Source organism: Actinoalloteichus sp. AHMU CJ021 (genome assembly GCF_002895405.1).
GTDB classification, from domain to species: Bacteria; Actinomycetota; Actinomycetes; order Mycobacteriales; family Pseudonocardiaceae; genus Actinoalloteichus_B; species Actinoalloteichus_B caeruleus.
Map to the genome: position 1 here is coordinate 3280409 of NZ_CP025990.1, position 15429 is coordinate 3295837.

The window sequence follows — 15429 nt, forward strand, 5'->3', positions numbered from 1 at the left end:
CGGCAGCGCGGCCGGGGGCCGTGTGCCGGACGCGGCGCAGCGACTCAGCGGGCAAGCGGCGGGGGCGAGGTCGCCGCCAGGCGGCTGACGACGGCCGGCGGCGGGAGGTGGGTGGTGTCGGCAGGCTCGAACACCGCGCCTGAGGGGCGCGGCCGGGGCCTGCCGGACGACGTGCCGGGCGGCCGCCCGACGGCAGGAGGGGGTGGCCGCTGTCGCGGCCACCCCCTCCGTCAGCGTGACGCGGGCTCAGGCGCTCTCGATGGCGTCGGCCTCGTCGCCCTTCTCCCCCTCGCGGCCCTTGCCGCCCTTGCGGGTGGCGCGGCGCTGCTGCCGGGGCAGCGGGGTGGGCGGTGGCGGCGGCGTGGGGGCCCCACCGAGGATCAGCTCGGCGAAGGTGGCCATCGCCTCGTCGAGCTGGGTGGCGTTGCGCCGTTCTGACTCCGCGTTGGCCTCCCGCACCATGCTGTTCACCGCGCCGGTGTCCGGGCGGTCGGCGAGGGTGCCGTCGATCCGGTCGAGGTGCGTCTCGACGGCGCGGTTCAGCTCGGAGATCTTCGACAGGACGTCGGAGTCGACCTCGCGCAGGCGGGTGTCCACGGCGTCGTTCAGTTCACCGATCCGGCCGAGGACGCTGTCATCGACCTTCTCCACCCGGCTGTTGACGTCCTGCACGCGGCGGGAGAGCTGTTCCAGGCGTTCGGCGAGGGCGTCGAGCTTCTCGGTCGGGTCGACCGCCGGGCGCTCCAGCAGGCTGTCGAGCTTGCGCTGGACCTCGTCCCGCGTCTCGCGCAGCTGGTCGCCCAGTGTCTCGCGGCTGGTCTCCACGCTCGCGCGCACGGCCTCGGACGACGAGGTGACCTCGCCGCGCACGGTCTCCGCGGACTCCGTGACGTGCCGCTGGAGGGCTTCCTTGGTCCCGTCCAGGTGCTCGTGCACACCCTCGTCGACCTCGTCGATGCGGCTGCGCAGCGACAGCTCCAGGCCGTCCATCCGCTCCCGCACCGGGCCGTGCACCGCGGCGGGCATGTTCTCCAGCCGGGTGTCCTGCTTGTCCAGGTGCAGGCCCAGGTCGTCCAGGCGCTTGTGGATGTGGCCGAGGCGGTCCTCCAGGCCGTCCATCCGCCCCGCGACGCCGTCGAAGCGTCCGGAGACCCCGTCGAGGCGGCCGTCGAGCTGGGCGAACGGCTTGGCCAGCTTGTCCACCAGGCCGTCGACCGCGTGCAGCAGCCCCGAGATAGCGGTGTCCTGGGACTCCAGTTTCGAGAGCGCCTCGTCCAGTCTCTCGGCCAGGACGCTGACCTCGGTGCGATCGGGCAGTTCGGACAGTCGCTTGCGGACGGAACCGAGCGACTCGAGGGGGGACAGTCGAGCGTGGATCTCGTCCAACGCGTCGAAGACCTGTTGCTGCTCGCTGTCGCGGATCTCGGCCGCTCGCGTCAACATCGAGCGCATCCGGTCGAACGACAACGCTGAGTGGTTGTTCTCGTTCACGGCGTGGGTGACCTTCGTCAGGGGGCGGGGGCGACACAGCGAGCCTAACCAGTCAGTGGCACGACCGGAAAGGACCCCCAGCGATAACGCGATTACTGGGTGTAGACGACCGCGTCGTCACGGAGCGGTACCGCGACGACCTGTCTTCTTCGGTTGTGTCCTCAGTGTAAGGAACGTCCCCCGACGGATGGCGGTGCCGGCGACGTGGCAGGCATCCGTGATCAACAGCTACGCGCCGTGTCTACCACGCGGGATGGCTCCCGGCCAGCCACCACGCCGAGCGACCTCCGTTCGCGGAGGTGTCGGACCGCCTGGTGAGCGGGGGGAGCGGGGGAGTCGGCCGTCGTGGCAGGGTGACGGACGATCAACCACCCCTTCGGACCACCGCGCGCGGTCCGATCCGGCGATCCTCACCTGGCCGGGGCCGTGGGTCACCTGGCTGATCCCAAGGGGCTGAACCCCGCTGGCCCACGCCGATACATTGGGGCCATGTCGACGCCGCTGACGTCGGAGAACCTCCGACTCGCCCCGAAAGTCGTGCTGCACGACCACCTCGACGGTGGTCTGCGGCCCCAGACCCTGATCGACCTCGCGAAGGAGACCGGGTACGACCGGCTCCCGAGCACGGACGCCGGCACCCTGGCGACCTGGTTCCGCGAGAGCGCGAACTCCGGTTCGCTGGAGCGCTACCTGGAAACCTTCGCGCACACCGTGGGCGTCATGCAGACCAGGGACGCCATCACCCGCATCGCCGCCGAGGCCGCCGAGGACCTGGCCGCGGACGGCGTGGTCTACGCGGAGGTGCGTTACGCGCCGGAGCAGTCCCAGCAGAAGGGGCTGGGGCTCGACGAGATCGTGGAGGCCACCCAGGAGGGGTTCGCGCTCGGCGCCTCGCGTGCCGCCGCCGACGGCCGCACGATCCGGATCGGGACCCTGCTGTGCGGGATGCGCCAGGCGGACCGTTCGCAGGAGATCGCCGAACTCGCGGTCCGCCACCGCGACTCCGGCGTCGTCGGTTTCGACATCGCCGGCCCCGAGGCTGGCTTCCCCCCCACCCGGCAGATCGACACCTTCGAGTACCTCCGCCAGGAGAACATGCACTTCACCATCCACGCCGGCGAGTCGTTCGGGCTCCCGTCGGTGTGGGAGGCGGTGCAACGCTGCGGCGCGGAACGGCTCGGGCACGGCGTCCGCCTCGCCGACGACGTGACCGTGGGCGAGGACGGTTCGGTGAAGCTGGGCGAGGTCGCCTCCTACGTGCGCGATCGGCGGATCGCGCTGGAGATGTGCCCGTCGTCCAACCTCCAGACCGGCGCGGCGAAGTCCCTGGAGGAACACCCGTTCCCCCTGCTGGCCGCCGAGCGGTTCCGGGTGACCGTCAACACCGACAACCGCCTGATGAGCGACTGCACGGTGTCGAGCGAGTTCGGACTCCTCGTCGAGGCGTTCGGCTACGGCTGGGAGGACGTGGAGCGCTTCACGCTGAACGCCGCCAAGGCCGCCTTCATCGACTACGAGGACCGCCGCGCCCTCATCGACGACGTCCTCATCCCCGCCTACCAGGCGCTGGCCGGGGACGGCAGCTGACACTTCCCGTCCCCGCCGGGGCCGGAGGGACGCGGGAACGCCGAGGGGGACGTCCGCCACGGACGTCCCCCTCGGGTGGCTGCGCGGGCGGTCAGCCCTCGTTGCGGTGCAGGCGTTCCTCGAACCCGTCGACCAGGTCGCGCCAGGCCGCCTGTTCCTTCTCGTACGGCGGGCTGGGCGCGAGCCGGGTCGGGTCGGGACGCAGCGCGAAGGACACCAACCACCCCAGGCTGGTCGACGGGGCCAGGGCCTCGGCCGCCGAGTCGTCCGCCGCCCAGTCGGCCGCGTCGGTGAGGAGCTCCACGGCGAGTTCCAGTTGGTTGGCGTCGATACCCTCCGGGCCCTCGGCGAGTTCCTCGTCGAGACCGACGAGGGTGTAGGTGTTGTCGCCGTCGACGTCCTCGATCGCCAGTTCGCCGGCCGAGGACTTCGCGAGCACCTCCGGCCAGGTCGACACCTCGGCGAGGTCCCCTCCCACCGCGGGCGTCTCCGCGGTGTCCTCGTCGGCGGCGGGACCCGAGGAGCGGATGTGCGCCAGCAGGGCCTCGGTGGAGGGGAACACCTCGATCGTGCCGTCCGTGCCGAGGAAGATCGGCTCGTCACCCAGGTAGCAGCGCAGCGTGTACCAGTCACCGCTCGCCGTCACGATCCGGATCGGGTCGATCCCCACCCCGCGCCAGAAACCGAGTTCCCCCGGGGTGGCATCCGGTTCGACGCCGGCGCCGGCCTCCTCGGCGGGGGACAGCTCGACCGACGGGTCCTTGGGGGTCACCGGCTCCGACTCGTCGACCGTGACCTCCGCGTCGTCCTCCGACGACTCCTCGTCCTCCGAGGGGAGCTCGGCCGACGCCCTGGCCACCGCCTCGGCGTCGACGTCGGGTGTGGCGACGACACCGTCGACGGCGTCCAGCACCTCGTCCCACCGGCTGACGACCACCCGCGCCAGGTCCGTCCACAACCGTTCCCCGTCCCGACCGGAGAACTGCACCGTGCCCTGGTCCAGGACGGAGAAGCCGGGGGAGGCGTCGAGGACCTCGTCGACCACGTCGAGCTCGCAGACCGCCGCGAGCGACCGGAGGATGGAGACGATGTCGGCCAGTTCGCCCAGCACCCAGGTGTCCGGATCCTGCGCGACCAGCTCCGGCACGCCGACCAGGTCGAACTGGTGGTCGGCGTCGGGCAGCAGTTCCCGCGCCGTCAGCTCGGGAACGACGTCCCACGCCGGGTGGTCCAACAGGTCGTGGTCGGCGTCGGAACGGATGAAGGCCGCCAGCTGGGCGCTGTCTGGGAAGAGGTAGAGGTCCTCCTCGTGCCCGAGGAACGCCTCCCACTCCTCGCCGTCCTCGCGCCAGCGAGGAGCCCACAGCGTCACCATGTCGCCCTGGGTGAGTCCGAGTTCGATCGGAACGATGTCCTGCGCCATCGGCTACCTTCCGGTGCGCCGGCCGCGGCTCCAACAGCGCAGCCGGGAACGTCTCGCCTCGCGGCAGCCTACGGGTTTCCCCCGCCAGTTCGCTCACCGGTCCGGGTGCCGGGCTCGGGAGGTCCACCGGTGTGGTCCGGGCCCCGCCGGTCCTGCTCCGACGGGGGGAGCGGTGGTTGGGCCGGTTGGACCGGCGGTGGCCACCCACCCTGTCCCGGGCCGGGTGCTGGCCACCCCGGCCACCCCGGCCGCCGCGGGACGGGGGCGCCGCCACCGCCGCCCGCCGGGCGTGGCCAGCGGGGGGCGGGGGAGTGCGGGGCCCCGGGGACCGCGCGGGGGTCCGCGCCGGGCCTGCCGGGTGGCGGGGGTGGTGGCAAGGTGGGGCGGTACCCCGGCCCCACCCTCGGACCCGCCTGGTAGGGCTGACCCGGCCAGCCGGGCGGGGGCTGGCGAGGCTGAGCCGGTGGTGGGGGCGGCGCGACCCGGTGGTCCGGTGCGGGGCGCACGGGGGAGGGGAGCCCGTTGGCCGGTCCCCGACCGGTGCTCCACCCGGGGCCGCCGGGCGGTTGGTCGGCTCGATCCCGTTCCGGGTGCCTGCCCGGCGCCGGCCCCCAGCCGCCCGGCCCCCGCGCGGGCGGTTCCGCCGGCGCCGGGGTGCGAGGGAGTTGGGCGGCTTCCCGGGGCGGGGCGGGGGGACCGGTCCACCGCGCGGGTGGGCTGGACCGGGGCTGGTGCGGGGCCGGGGGGTCAAGGCCGGGCCCGAGCGGTTCCCCCTGGGGGGACGCGGACCGGTCCGGGTCGACGGCACCAGGTTCGAGGTCGGCTCCGACCTGCTCGCCCGTTCTCGCCGGCGCCGGTGAGCCCAGGTTCTCGATCGCCGACGTCAGCTCGTCACCGAGGCTCCGCGCGAGCACGTTGTAGGAGCGTTGGGTGGCCTCCGCCGCCGCCTGGGAGGCGGCCCGTGCGATGCGGGCGCTGACCTCCGCCCCACCCGACGCGAGCGCCGCCGCGTCGATGCGCAGGTCGAGCAGCGCGCCTCGGGCGTCGACCGTCACGGTCACGGTGCCGTGTTCGTCCTGCCCGGTGCCCCGCACCTCGGCCAGCGCGGCGGGGAGGCCGCTGGTGCCCGCCCTGCGTTCCTCCGCGCGGCCGCGCAGCTCGTCCACGGTGGGCGGGACCGCCCACCTGCTCGCCGGGGCGGTCATCCGCGCCTCCTGTCCAGGACGGACCAGCCGTCCTCGTCGTCCACCTGGTCGTCCGGCTCCTCGTCCGCCCGGAGGCCGAGCCAGTCCAGTCTGGACTCGACTCGCGGGTCGAGGCCGGGGGACAACGCGCCGCGCATCCGCTGGGTGGCGCGGGAGCCGGCCTGGTCGGTGAGGCGGCGGATCTCGCGGGCGAGGCCCTCCGGGCCCAGCCGCAACGCCCGGTCCGAGACCCGGACGTCGACGAGCCTGCCCCCGGGACCGGCGGTGACGGTCACGGAGCCGTCCCCGGACTCGGCGGTGGCGGTGGCGCCGCCGAGGCGGGCGACCGCCGCGTCGGCCAGCTCGGTGGTGGCCGCGATCCGCTCGACGGCCCTGCTGATGCTGTGCTCGATCCGGTCGCTCATGGCTGCGCTCATCCCGTCGGCCGGTAGAAACCCGTGAACGGCATCCCGGAGTTGGTGGTGCGCAACGGACCGACCTGCACCGGATCGCCCGCCTCCACCAGCTGACCGTTGCCGATGTACATCGCCACATGACCCTGCCAGACGATCAGGTCGCCGGGGAGCAGCTGTCCGGGTGGCACCTCGGCCCCGATGGCCTGGGCGGCGGAGTGGCGGGGGATGTCGAGACCCGCCCCCGCGTAGGCCCACTTCGTCAGGCCGCTGCAGTCCGTTCCCGAGGGTGGGCTCGACGCGGCCCACACGTAGGGCGTGCCCAGCGCGGAGAGCGCGTTGCGGACCGCGGCCGCCGCGACCTCGTTCGGGGCCTCGGCTGAGGAACCGTCCGGCAGGTTGACACCGACGCCCTCACCGGGCTGCGGCGGGATCGCCACCGGTAGGTGTGGCTTCGTGGCGCCCCCACCCGAGCCCCCGGAGCCACCCCCCGCGCTCCCGCCACCTCCCGCGCTCCCGCCGCCTCCGCTGCCTCCGCCGCCGGCCCCTTCCGCGCCCCGGGACCCCGGGGTGGCCGGCGGGGATCCGTGCGGATCCGCGCCGCCACCGGCGGAGTTCGGGCTGACCGACGGCGGTCCGGCGGACTCGGCGCCGATGGGAGCCCCCAGGGCGCGCAGCGCCCCCAGGTCGACCCGCTCCGCACCGGAGAGGCGGCCGGCCAACGCCGCCAGCTCGTCCCGGACCCGGGCCAGTTCGTCCGCGCTGCGCACCACGTAGCCGTCCGCGATATCGGCGGCCGCGCCCATCGCGGTGGTGAACGCGAACGGGTTGCCGAAGCTCTGCGCGGTGAGACCCGACCGCAGGACCGGGGTCACCGCGTCCACGCACTCCTCGACGAGCTCCTCGACGGTCCGCCGGCCGCGTTCCAGCGCGGTGACCGCCTCGGCGGCCGCGTCCCGCAGCAGTGCGCAGTTCGTGCCGACGGCGGCCAGCGCGGTGTCCACGTCGGCCGCCCGCGCCTGGAAGGCGTTCGCCTTCTCGCCGTACCAGCCGGCCAAGGCCACACCTGTCGCCGCCGTGTGGTCGGCGGCGACGGCCTCCAGTTCGGCGAACGCGGACCCGGCGGCCTCCGAGGCCGCCGTCGCGCCGCCCAGGTCGCCGTCCATCTGCTCCAGGTGCTCCCGCATGGGAGCCACCAACCCGGCGACGACGCCGGCCACATCGCTCATCAGTCCCCCCGGCGCTCCTCGCCCTCCGCGAGGAGCCAGCTCACCACTCGACGGACGTACTGGGTGGAGGAATCCGCCACCCCGATGCCCCCCGGCACGTGGTGGCGTCGCCCGTCAGGCGCGCTCCGCCGCCCTGAGGTTGGCGGCTTCGTCCTCGTCCTGCCGCAGGTACCCGCTGAGCGAGTCCCCCACGGCGCCCGCGAGCCCGCCCAGGCCCTCCCCGGCGGCCGTCACGGCCGCCGTCGTCTCCCCCGCCAGCAGCGCGAAGGCACTCGTCAACCCGGCCTGCGCGCCCAACGGGGTGAAGGCGTCGCCCGCCGTCGCCGTGGCGGGAGCCAGGGTGCCGGACGCGACAGCTCCCAGGCGGGCGGCCAGATCTCCCGCCCTGCCCTGGTAGGAGGCCAGGGCCTCCTCCTCGACACCGAAGCCGGACTCCGCCATCGACCCGGTCCTCCTTCGACCTCGGCGTGGGGCGCGGACCCCTCCGCCGCGACCGGACACGGCGTCCGGCGCACTGACAGCCTGCCCTATCGCGGTGCCGGTGCGGGCGGGAACGGCGATACCGGGCAGTACTCGTACGACGACCGGGGGTGACGGACCGAGCGCGCGAGTGGCGGCGGGGATCAGGTCCGGTCGGGGGTGGGGCGAGTGCCGGGTGACTCACCCCGAGCGCCGGGTCGGGCGGGTGGTCGCGGGCGTCCCCCGGCCGGTCGCCGTCGTGAGCCGTGTGACCCGGAGGGGACGCCCGACGTGGTGCTCCTCGGCCCTGGCCGGAGGCCGGGCGGGATCGGGCCGGCGGTGCGGGCCGGCGGGGTGCCGTGCCGACGGACGGGCTCCCAGGCTGGACCCCACCCGGGGGCGGCCGGCAACCGCTGGTCCCCGGGGCTCCAGGGCCTCGGTGCCCTGGCCGACGCGTGCGGAGGCGGGCGCCCCATCCAGGCGCCCGCCTCCTGCTGCCCGTGCTCGCGCCCGCCCACAGCCAGGCATCGCGCTGAACAGGCGGCGCGGTCCTGGGAGGTGCGCGCGGCGGCCCTCCGGCTGGCGTGGCTGCCGCCTCAGCGGAACCGGCGCCCCTCGTCCCGGCGGAACGCGACCACGGCCAACACCGCCAGCACCGCCGTCCACCCGAGCAGCACCAGCAGGGCGGTGCCGTCCACCGGGCCACCGGTGAGGGCGTTGACCACGAGGTCGCGCCCGGCGCGGGTGGGCACGGCGTGGGAGGCGGTGTCCAGCCACGACGGGAAGATCTCCGGCGGCATGAACAGACCACCGACGAACGCCATCGGGAACACCAGCAGCTGCACCACCACCAGGGATGCCTTCACGCTGAAGTGGTACCCGACGGCGAGTCCCATCAGGAGGAAGGGCACGCCGCAGCCGAGCACGACCGCCACTCCGGCCAGGATCTGGGCCGGGCTGGCCTGGGCGCTGGTGAACAGCGCGGCGACCACGATCACCGGGATCAGACCGAGCAGGCAGAAGAAGAGCCCGGTGAGCAGGCGACCGCCGAAGCGGGGGCCGGCGCCCACGGGCAGGGTCCGCACGTAGGCGTCCCAGGGTTGCGCCCGGTCCTCGGCGATGCCGGCGCCGAAGGTGTACAGGCAGACGTTGATGACGGCGAACAGGCTCAACTGCCCCGCCGCCGCCGTCGCGGCGACGGGGTCCCCGCCCACCTGGCTCTGCGGCACGACGAAGAACAGCATGATCAACGCGGGGAAGACGAGGTTCCCCACCATCGCGATGGGGATGCGCGCGGTCTCCAGCAACTGGTACCGGGCGTGGAGCAGAAGCATGCGCATCAGGCCGCTCCCGTCGTGGTCGAGGTGGGCACGAGCGACTCGTCGTCACGGCGGCCGGTCAGGCTCCGGAAAGCCTCCTCCAGGGAGGCGCCCGACACCTCCAGGTCGGTGAACTCGGCCTCCGAGAGGACCAGCTCCCGCACCAGCGCGTCGCTGTCGTTGGTGAGCAGCTCGGTCCGGCCGTCGGGTAGGACGGCCTGGTCGAGGACCCCGTCGAGCGCGGGGAGGTGCGCGGCGCGCAGCAGGAGGCGGCGGGTGGGCACCCGCGATCGGACGGCGTCGAGGGTGTCGTCGACCAGCACGCGGCCGCCGGCGATCACCACGACCCGCTCGGCGAGCGCCTCCACCTCCTCCAGGTAGTGGCTGGTGAGCAGGAGGGTGCCGCCGGTGGCGTGGTAGTCCCGCAACGCGTCCCACAACTGGAGCCTGGCGTCGACGTCCAGCCCGGTCGTCGGCTCGTCCAGGACGACCAGGGCGGGCCGGCCGACCACGGCGAGCGCGACCGTGAGCAGGCGCTGCTGCCCGCCGGACAGGGCGCCGGTCTGCCGGCGCCGCAGGGCGGTCAGCCCGAAGCGGTCCAGCAGTTCGCCCGTCGGCACCGGATCGGCGTAGTGCGCGCCGACGAAGTCGACGACCTCACCCACCCGGAGGTTCTCCGGGAGCCCGGTGCGCTGGGGTGTCGTTCCGAGGCGGCGTCTGCTGGCGGGGTTCCTCGGGTCGCCCCCGAACAGTTCGACCCGGCCCGCCGACGGCCTCCGGAGCCCGGTCAGCAGGCTGATCATGGTGCTCTTGCCGGCCCCGTTGGGGCCGAGGAGACCGACGATTCCCCCCTGGGGGATGTCGAGGTCGGCGCGGTCGAGCGCCAGGGTGTCGCCGAAGCGCCGACTGACGCCGACGGCCCGCGCGAGTAAGCCCGTCATTCATGGTTCCTTCGTGTGTGGAGCGCGCCCGTCGTGGGCCGGGGAGGACACCCGGTCGACGTGTCCGCTCGGGGTGAGCAGGTCGTGCAGCGCGGCGAGGTAGTGGTCGAAGGCACTCTTGCCGCGCGGGGTGATCTCGACGAAGGTGGTGGACGTGCGCCCGCCGCGTTTCTCCGTGTTGACGTAGCCGGCCGCCGTGAGCTTGCGGAGATGGGTGATCAGGTTCCCCGGCGTCATGTCCAGGAGCTCCTGGAGGCGGGAGAAGGTGATCTGGTCGCCGGGGCCGAGGGTGGACAACGTGGCCATCACCCGGAGCCTGGCCTGGGCGTGGATGACCGGGTCGAGTTCGGGGGGCGTGGGGATCACCCCTCCCCACGCGCGCGACCGGACCGCCGGAGGGCGGCGACGAGCGCCGCGACGAGCAACACCCCGCCGCCCAGCAGGGAGAGCAGCAGGTTGGTGGTGGGTGGGCTGGTGAACGCGCTCGCCGTCCCGAGGACGGCGAACCAGCAGCCGAGGCCGAAGTCGACCCGGGAGTCCCACAGGGCCGCGCCGGCCATGAGCAGGACACCGGTGAGGACGGCGGGCAGGGTGGCGAAGAGCATCCCGGCGAGCGGGTCCGGGAGGCCGTGCGCCCCGGCTGCCACGACGACCAACGAGACCGCCGTCATGCCGATCGGCCACGTCAACCCGTACAGGATCCCGAATCGGCGGGAATCGCCCCGCAGGCCGTGGAAGGCGCGGACCAGCTCGACACCGACGACCGCGTTGCCGACGACGAGCATCCCGAAGAAGACGGCCAGCGCGGCCGACAGGGGGAGGAGCGGGTCGGCCAGCCCGCCGAGGAACAGCAGGAGGTGACCGGCGAACCAGACGACACCCCAGGTGCCGTACATGACCCTCGGGTCGGGGGTGGTCAGGTGCTCGGTGCGGCGCTGTTGACCCTCGACCAGCGCGAGGAGCAGCTCCGGGGACGGCGGGTCCGAGGACACCACGTCCTGGGAGCGGTCAGTCATGGCAACCCCTTGACTTTGCGACACAAAGTTCCACCTCCTCTTTGTATCGCAAAGTCAGGATGGGGGGCAAGCCAGGCGCACGTCACCGATGCCGCCACCGGCCGAACGGCCCGGCGCCGGGAGGAACCCCGACGGGGGGCGATCCGGGAGCGGGGAGCGCGCGGGTCACCTCAGCGCCGCGACCGGGACGACCGCCGACGAGGCGGGCGCGGGCACTCCCTCGTCGCCGGCCGGCGGATGTCGGGGCGGCACCCTACCCTCCGCGCATGGCTTACGACTTCCAGGTGGTCATCGACTCGACGAATCCGCACGAACTCGCGGACTGGTGGGCGGAGGCGTTCGGCTGGGACGTGGAACCGAGCGACGAGGACTTCATCCGCGACATGGTGCGGCAGGGGTTCGCGACCGAGGAGGAGACCACCACCCATCGGGGGACCCTGGTCTGGCGGGTGGGGGCGGCCATCCTCGGTCCCGAGTCGGCCACCGGTGAGCGGCGCCGCATCCTCTTCCAGCTCGTCCCCGAACCGAAGACGGTCAAGAACCGCGCGCACCTGGACATACGGGTCGGACAGGACCGGATCGACGGCGAACTGCGGCGGTTGCTCGACTCCGGCGCGCGACTGCTCCACCACGGCCGCCAGGGCCCCCACCACCGCTGGGTGACGATCGCCGACCCGGAGGGCAACGAACTCTGCCTGACCTGACCTGGCACGCGTTCGTCGCCCGCGCTCGCTCCTCCCGGACCCGGTCGGCAGGGCGTGGCCGACCCGGCGAACGGTCCGCCGGTGGGACGGGGAGCGGGGCGAACCCGCCGGGTGCTGGGGGAGCACCCGGCGGACGCCATCACACCCCCTGGGGGTGCCAGACGGTCTTGTGCTCCAGGAACGCGCGCAGCCGCTCCATGCCGGGGGGACGGGTCCAGTCGGGCTCCTGCCCCGCCCGCCCGGCCCCGAACACCCGCTTGACCGTGCCGGCGGCGGCCCGTTCGAGCTCGGTGCCCAGGATCTCCGGGGCTCCCACGAGGTCCACGGCGTTGACGTCGGCGTGCGCCGCCAACCACGGCGCCAGCTCCACGGCGTTCCCGGTGACCAGGTTGACGACCCCACCGGGGAGGTCCGAGGTGCCCAGCACCTCGGACAGCGAGATCGCCGGCAGCGGCCGTTCCCGGCTGGCCACCACCACCGTCGTGTTCCCGGCGGCGATCGCCGGGGCAACGGTGCTGACCAGCCCGAGCAGCGACGAGTCCTGCGGCGCGAGGACCCCCACGACGCCGGTGGGTTCCGGGACGGTGAAGGAGAAGTAGGGGCCGGCCACCGGGTTGGCCGCGCCGAGGACCGTGGCCAGCTTGTCCGTCCACCCCGCGTACCAGACCCAGCGGTCGATGGCCTGGTCCACCAGGGCCTGTGCCCGCTTGGCCGGCACACCCTCGGCGGCGGTGACCTCGGCGACGAACTGCTCCCGGCGGCCCTCCAGCATCTCCGCGATCCGGTACAGCACCTGGCCCCGGTTGTAGGCCGTCGCGCCGGACCAGCCGGGGAAGGCCTTCCTCGCGGCGGTGACCGCCTCCCGCAGGTCCTTGCGGGAGCCCTGCGGCGCGTTCGCGAGGAAACCCCCCTTGGCGTCGTTCACCCGGTAGACGCGACCCGACTCGGAGCGGGGGAACTTCCCGCCGATGTAGAGCTTGTAGGTCTTCGCGACCGCGAGACGATCAGACATTGAGGTAGGCCTCCAGTCCTGCGCGACCGCCCTCACGGCCGAAACCCGATTCCTGGTATCCACCGAACGGCGCGGTGGGGTCGAAGCGGTTGAAGGTGTTGGCCCAGACGACTCCGGCGCGCACCCGGGAGGCGGCCCACAGGATGCGGGAGCCCTTCTCCGTCCAGATCCCCGCCGACAGGCCGTAGGGGGTGTTGTTGGCCTTCGCGATCGCCTCGTCCGGCGTGCGGAAGGTCAGCACCGACAGCACCGGGCCGAAGATCTCCTCCCGGGCGATCCGCATCGACTGCTGGACGTCGGAGAAGACCGTCGGGGCGAAGAAGTAACCGCGCTCGGGGACGGGGCAGGGACTGGTCCACCGGCTCGCGCCCTCGGCGTCGCCGGAGTCGGCCAACTCGGTGATCCGGTCCAGCTGGGCCCGCGAGTTGATGGCCCCGACGTCGGTGTTCTTGTCCAGCGGGTCACCGATCCGCAGGGTGCCGATCCGGTCTCGCAGGCGCGCGACCAGCTCCTCGGCCACCGACTCCTGCACGAGCAGGCGCGACCCGGCGCAGCACACGTGCCCCTGGTTGAAGAAGATCCCGTTCACCACGCCCTCGACGGCCTGGTCCAACGGGGCGTCGTCGAAGACGATGTTCGCGGCCTTGCCGCCCAACTCCAGGCTGAGCCGGCGACCGGTGCCCGCCAGGCCGCGCTGGATCCGCTTGCCCACGTCCGTGGACCCGGTGAACGCGACCTTGTCGACGCCGTCGTGCGCGACCAGCTCGGCCCCGACCTCGCCCGCGCCGGTCACGATGTTGACCACGCCGGGCGGCAGCTCGGCCTGCTGGCAGATCTCGGCGAAGACGAGCGCGGTGAGCGGCGTGGTCTCGGCGGGCTTGAGCACGACCGTGTTGCCGCACGCCAGGGCCGGCGCGATCTTCCACGCCAGCATCAGCAGCGGGAAGTTCCACGGGATGACCTGGGCCGCCACCCCCAACGGCTGGGGGTCGGGCCCGTACCCCGCGTAGTCGAGCTTGTCGGCCCACCCCGCGTGGTGGAAGAAGTGCGCGGCGACGGTCGGCAGGTCGGCGTCCCGCGACTCCCGGATCGGCTTGCCGTTGTCCAGGGTCTCCAGCACCGCGAGTTCCCGCGACCGTTCCTGGATGAGCCGGGCGATGCGGAAGAGGTACTTGGCCCGTTCCGCGCCGGGCATCCGGCCCCAGACGCGGTCGTAGGCACGACGGGCGGCGCGCACCGCGCGGTCCACATCGGAGGCGGCCGCCGTGGTGACCTCGGCGAGGACCTCCTCGGTGGCGGGGTTCACGGTCTTCATGGGCTCCCCGGCGCCGTCGACGAACTTCCCGTCGACGAACATCTGGTACGCCGGTCGCAGGTTGGCGATATCGGCGGACTCGGGAGCCGGGGCGTACTCGAAGGGAGTCTCGGACATTCCAGTGCTCCAGCGGTAGGTGGTTGGGAGGGGCGGCGGGGGACTCCTCAGTCGACCGAGACGTAGTCGGCGCCGCTGTAGTGGCCGGTCAGCTGCCGCCGACGCTGCATCAGCAGGTCGTTGAGCAGGCTGGACGCCCCGAAGCGGAACAGGCGGGGGGTCAGCCAGGCCGGACCGGCGACCTCGCGGACGGCGACGAGGTAGCGGATGGCGTCCTTGGTGCCCCGGATGCCGCCAGCCGGCTTCACGCCCCGGTGTTCGCCGGTCAGGGCGTGCCAGTCACGAACGGCCTGGAGCATCACGTGGGTGACCGGCAGGGTCGCGGCCGGCGAGACCTTCCCCGTCGAGGTCTTGATGAAGTCGGCGCCAGCGAGGAGCGCCAGCCAGCTCGCCCGCCGCACGTTGTCGTAGGTGGCCAGCTCACCGGTCTCCAGGATGACCTTCAGGTGGGCGTCGCCACAGGCCGCCTTCACGGCCTGGATCTCCTCGAGGACGAGGCCGTACCGGCCGGTGAGGAAGGCGCCCCGGTCGATGACCATGTCGATCTCGGTGGCTCCCGCCTCCACCGCCATCGCCGTGTCGGCCAGCTTGACCTGCCGGTTCGACCGGCCGGACGGGAAGGCCGTCGCGACCGAGGCCACCCCGATCCCGGTGCCCGCCAGGTCGCGGACCGCCACCCCGGCCAGGTCGGGGTAGACGCAGACCGCGCCCACCGGGGGCACGTCCGGGTACTCGGGGTCCGGCCGGCGGGCCTTCGCCGTCAACGCGCGCACCTTGCCCGGCGTGTCCGCGCCCTCCAGGGTCGTGAGGTCGACCATCGAGATGGCGGCGTCGATGGCCCACCTCTTGGCGTCCTTCTTGACGCTGCGGGTGGCCAGCGTCGCGGCTCGTTGCTCCAACCCCACCTGGTCGATGCCGGGCAGTGCGTGCAGGAAACGGCGGAGCGAGGTCTCGTCGCGGCTCGCCTCGGTCAGTTCGGGGGGTGGCCCGCCGCTGACCGCGTCGGTGGCCTGGGCTGTCGTGGTCGACCCGGATGGCATGCCCGAAGTCTAGGCGTCGCCCTGGACGGTTCCGCGACGCTCGCGGTGCCCGCCGGGGCCCACCCGAGGCGCACCCGTGCGGACGGGGAGGAACGACCGACCACGGCGGACGAGGGCGGGAGCGGACGGCCGCCGCCGCGCGGTCGGGCGGTGGGCGGCGGGCTGATGGGCTCCGACGA

At 73.5% G+C, this 15429-nt stretch carries 15 protein-coding genes; 2 read left to right on the plus strand and 13 right to left on the minus strand.

The genetic code is table 11. The features are described 5' to 3' along the window. Positions 1–246 precede the first annotated feature (246 nt). The gene (locus C1701_RS14145) at positions 247–1491 is read right to left on the minus strand and encodes a hypothetical protein (protein WP_026419394.1); all 1245 of its coding nucleotides are present in this window, start codon (positions 1489–1491) and stop codon (positions 247–249) included. Between the two features lie 489 nt (positions 1492–1980). On the opposite strand from C1701_RS14145, the gene C1701_RS14150 reads away from it, so the two are divergent. Next, the gene (locus C1701_RS14150) at positions 1981–3078 is read left to right on the plus strand and encodes an adenosine deaminase (RefSeq protein ID WP_030104761.1); all 1098 of its coding nucleotides are present in this window, start codon (positions 1981–1983) and stop codon (positions 3076–3078) included. A 91-nt stretch (positions 3079–3169) separates the two neighbouring features. On the opposite strand, the gene C1701_RS14155 is transcribed toward C1701_RS14150, so the two are convergent. The 9 genes from C1701_RS14155 to C1701_RS14195 all read right to left on the minus strand — a co-directional run bounded on the left by C1701_RS14155 (position 3170) and on the right by C1701_RS14195 (position 11062). After that, entirely contained in the window at positions 3170–4501 is a 1332-nt protein-coding gene (locus C1701_RS14155) for a primosomal protein (RefSeq protein ID WP_103056019.1), read from the minus strand. Between the two features lie 68 nt (positions 4502–4569). Further along, positions 4570–5706 carry a YbaB/EbfC family nucleoid-associated protein gene (locus tag C1701_RS14160; RefSeq protein WP_103056020.1) on the minus strand — a complete coding sequence of 379 codons (1137 nt, stop codon included), beginning with the start codon at positions 5704–5706 and terminating at the stop codon, positions 4570–4572. Next, entirely contained in the window at positions 5703–6110 is a 408-nt protein-coding gene (locus C1701_RS14165) for a YbaB/EbfC family nucleoid-associated protein (protein WP_051314105.1), read from the minus strand. Before C1701_RS14165 ends, C1701_RS14160 begins: the two co-directional genes overlap by 4 nt. 8 nt (positions 6111–6118) lie before the next feature. Next, the gene (locus C1701_RS14170; RefSeq protein WP_035292482.1) at positions 6119–7327 is read right to left on the minus strand and encodes a C40 family peptidase; all 1209 of its coding nucleotides are present in this window, start codon (positions 7325–7327) and stop codon (positions 6119–6121) included. Positions 7328–7441: 114 nt separating this feature from the next. Further along, complete coding sequence (locus tag C1701_RS14175; protein ID WP_026419388.1) at positions 7442–7768, minus strand: hypothetical protein; 327 nt, start codon at positions 7766–7768, stop codon at positions 7442–7444. 614 nt (positions 7769–8382) lie between these two features. Continuing rightward, positions 8383–9126: an ABC transporter permease gene (locus C1701_RS14180; RefSeq protein ID WP_016698284.1), complete on the minus strand. Its 744-nt coding sequence runs from the start codon at positions 9124–9126 to the stop codon at positions 8383–8385. Further along, positions 9126–10046, minus strand: coding sequence for an ABC transporter ATP-binding protein (locus C1701_RS14185; protein ID WP_026419387.1), 921 nt, complete (start codon positions 10044–10046; stop codon positions 9126–9128). The genes C1701_RS14180 and C1701_RS14185 overlap by 1 nt, the downstream gene beginning before the upstream one ends. Further along, positions 10047–10412 (minus strand): transcriptional regulator, encoded by a 366-nt coding sequence (locus C1701_RS14190; protein WP_103056021.1) that lies wholly within the window; start codon positions 10410–10412, stop codon positions 10047–10049. After that, positions 10409–11062, minus strand: a complete 654-nt coding sequence (locus tag C1701_RS14195) for a hypothetical protein (protein WP_051314104.1) — start codon at positions 11060–11062, stop codon at positions 10409–10411. Before C1701_RS14195 ends, C1701_RS14190 begins: the two co-directional genes overlap by 4 nt. A gap of 266 nt (positions 11063–11328) precedes the next feature. Here C1701_RS14195 and C1701_RS14200 point away from each other — a divergent pair, with 266 nt between their 5' ends. Then, complete coding sequence (locus C1701_RS14200) at positions 11329–11766, plus strand: VOC family protein (RefSeq protein ID WP_103056022.1); 438 nt, start codon at positions 11329–11331, stop codon at positions 11764–11766. Positions 11767–11905: 139 nt separating this feature from the next. Here C1701_RS14200 and C1701_RS14205 read toward each other — a convergent pair whose 3' ends face one another. From C1701_RS14205 to deoC, 3 genes are read right to left on the minus strand one after another with little or no spacing between them, the layout of a single operon-like run. Next, positions 11906–12778: an aldehyde dehydrogenase family protein gene (locus C1701_RS14205; protein WP_026419386.1), complete on the minus strand. Its 873-nt coding sequence runs from the start codon at positions 12776–12778 to the stop codon at positions 11906–11908. Then, positions 12771–14210 (minus strand): aldehyde dehydrogenase family protein, encoded by a 1440-nt coding sequence (locus C1701_RS14210; protein WP_026419385.1) that lies wholly within the window; start codon positions 14208–14210, stop codon positions 12771–12773. Before C1701_RS14210 ends, C1701_RS14205 begins: the two co-directional genes overlap by 8 nt. 47 nt (positions 14211–14257) lie before the next feature. Continuing rightward, positions 14258–15250 carry a deoxyribose-phosphate aldolase gene (gene deoC, locus C1701_RS14215; RefSeq protein WP_051314103.1) on the minus strand — a complete coding sequence of 331 codons (993 nt, stop codon included), beginning with the start codon at positions 15248–15250 and terminating at the stop codon, positions 14258–14260. Positions 15251–15429 lie beyond the last annotated feature (179 nt).

Bases quoted from the DNA above. Each gene is read 5' to 3' on its own strand.
- C1701_RS14150 (WP_030104761.1), top strand. From the start codon at position 1,981: ATGTCGACGCCGCTGACGTCGGAGAACCTCCGACTCGCCCCGAAAGTC.
- C1701_RS14155 (WP_103056019.1), bottom strand. From the start codon at position 4,501: ATGGCGCAGGACATCGTTCCGATCGAACTCGGACTCACCCAGGGCGAC.
- C1701_RS14160 (WP_103056020.1), bottom strand. From the start codon at position 5,706: ATGACCGCCCCGGCGAGCAGGTGGGCGGTCCCGCCCACCGTGGACGAG.
- C1701_RS14165 (WP_051314105.1), bottom strand. From the start codon at position 6,110: ATGAGCGACCGGATCGAGCACAGCATCAGCAGGGCCGTCGAGCGGATC.
- C1701_RS14170 (WP_035292482.1), bottom strand. From the start codon at position 7,327: ATGAGCGATGTGGCCGGCGTCGTCGCCGGGTTGGTGGCTCCCATGCGG.
- C1701_RS14175 (WP_026419388.1), bottom strand. From the start codon at position 7,768: ATGGCGGAGTCCGGCTTCGGTGTCGAGGAGGAGGCCCTGGCCTCCTAC.
- C1701_RS14180 (WP_016698284.1), bottom strand. From the start codon at position 9,126: ATGCGCATGCTTCTGCTCCACGCCCGGTACCAGTTGCTGGAGACCGCG.
- C1701_RS14185 (WP_026419387.1), bottom strand. From the start codon at position 10,046: ATGACGGGCTTACTCGCGCGGGCCGTCGGCGTCAGTCGGCGCTTCGGC.
- C1701_RS14195 (WP_051314104.1), bottom strand. From the start codon at position 11,062: ATGACTGACCGCTCCCAGGACGTGGTGTCCTCGGACCCGCCGTCCCCG.
- C1701_RS14200 (WP_103056022.1), top strand. From the start codon at position 11,329: ATGGCTTACGACTTCCAGGTGGTCATCGACTCGACGAATCCGCACGAA.
- C1701_RS14205 (WP_026419386.1), bottom strand. From the start codon at position 12,778: ATGTCTGATCGTCTCGCGGTCGCGAAGACCTACAAGCTCTACATCGGC.
- C1701_RS14210 (WP_026419385.1), bottom strand. From the start codon at position 14,210: ATGTCCGAGACTCCCTTCGAGTACGCCCCGGCTCCCGAGTCCGCCGAT.
- deoC (WP_051314103.1), bottom strand. From the start codon at position 15,250: ATGCCATCCGGGTCGACCACGACAGCCCAGGCCACCGACGCGGTCAGC.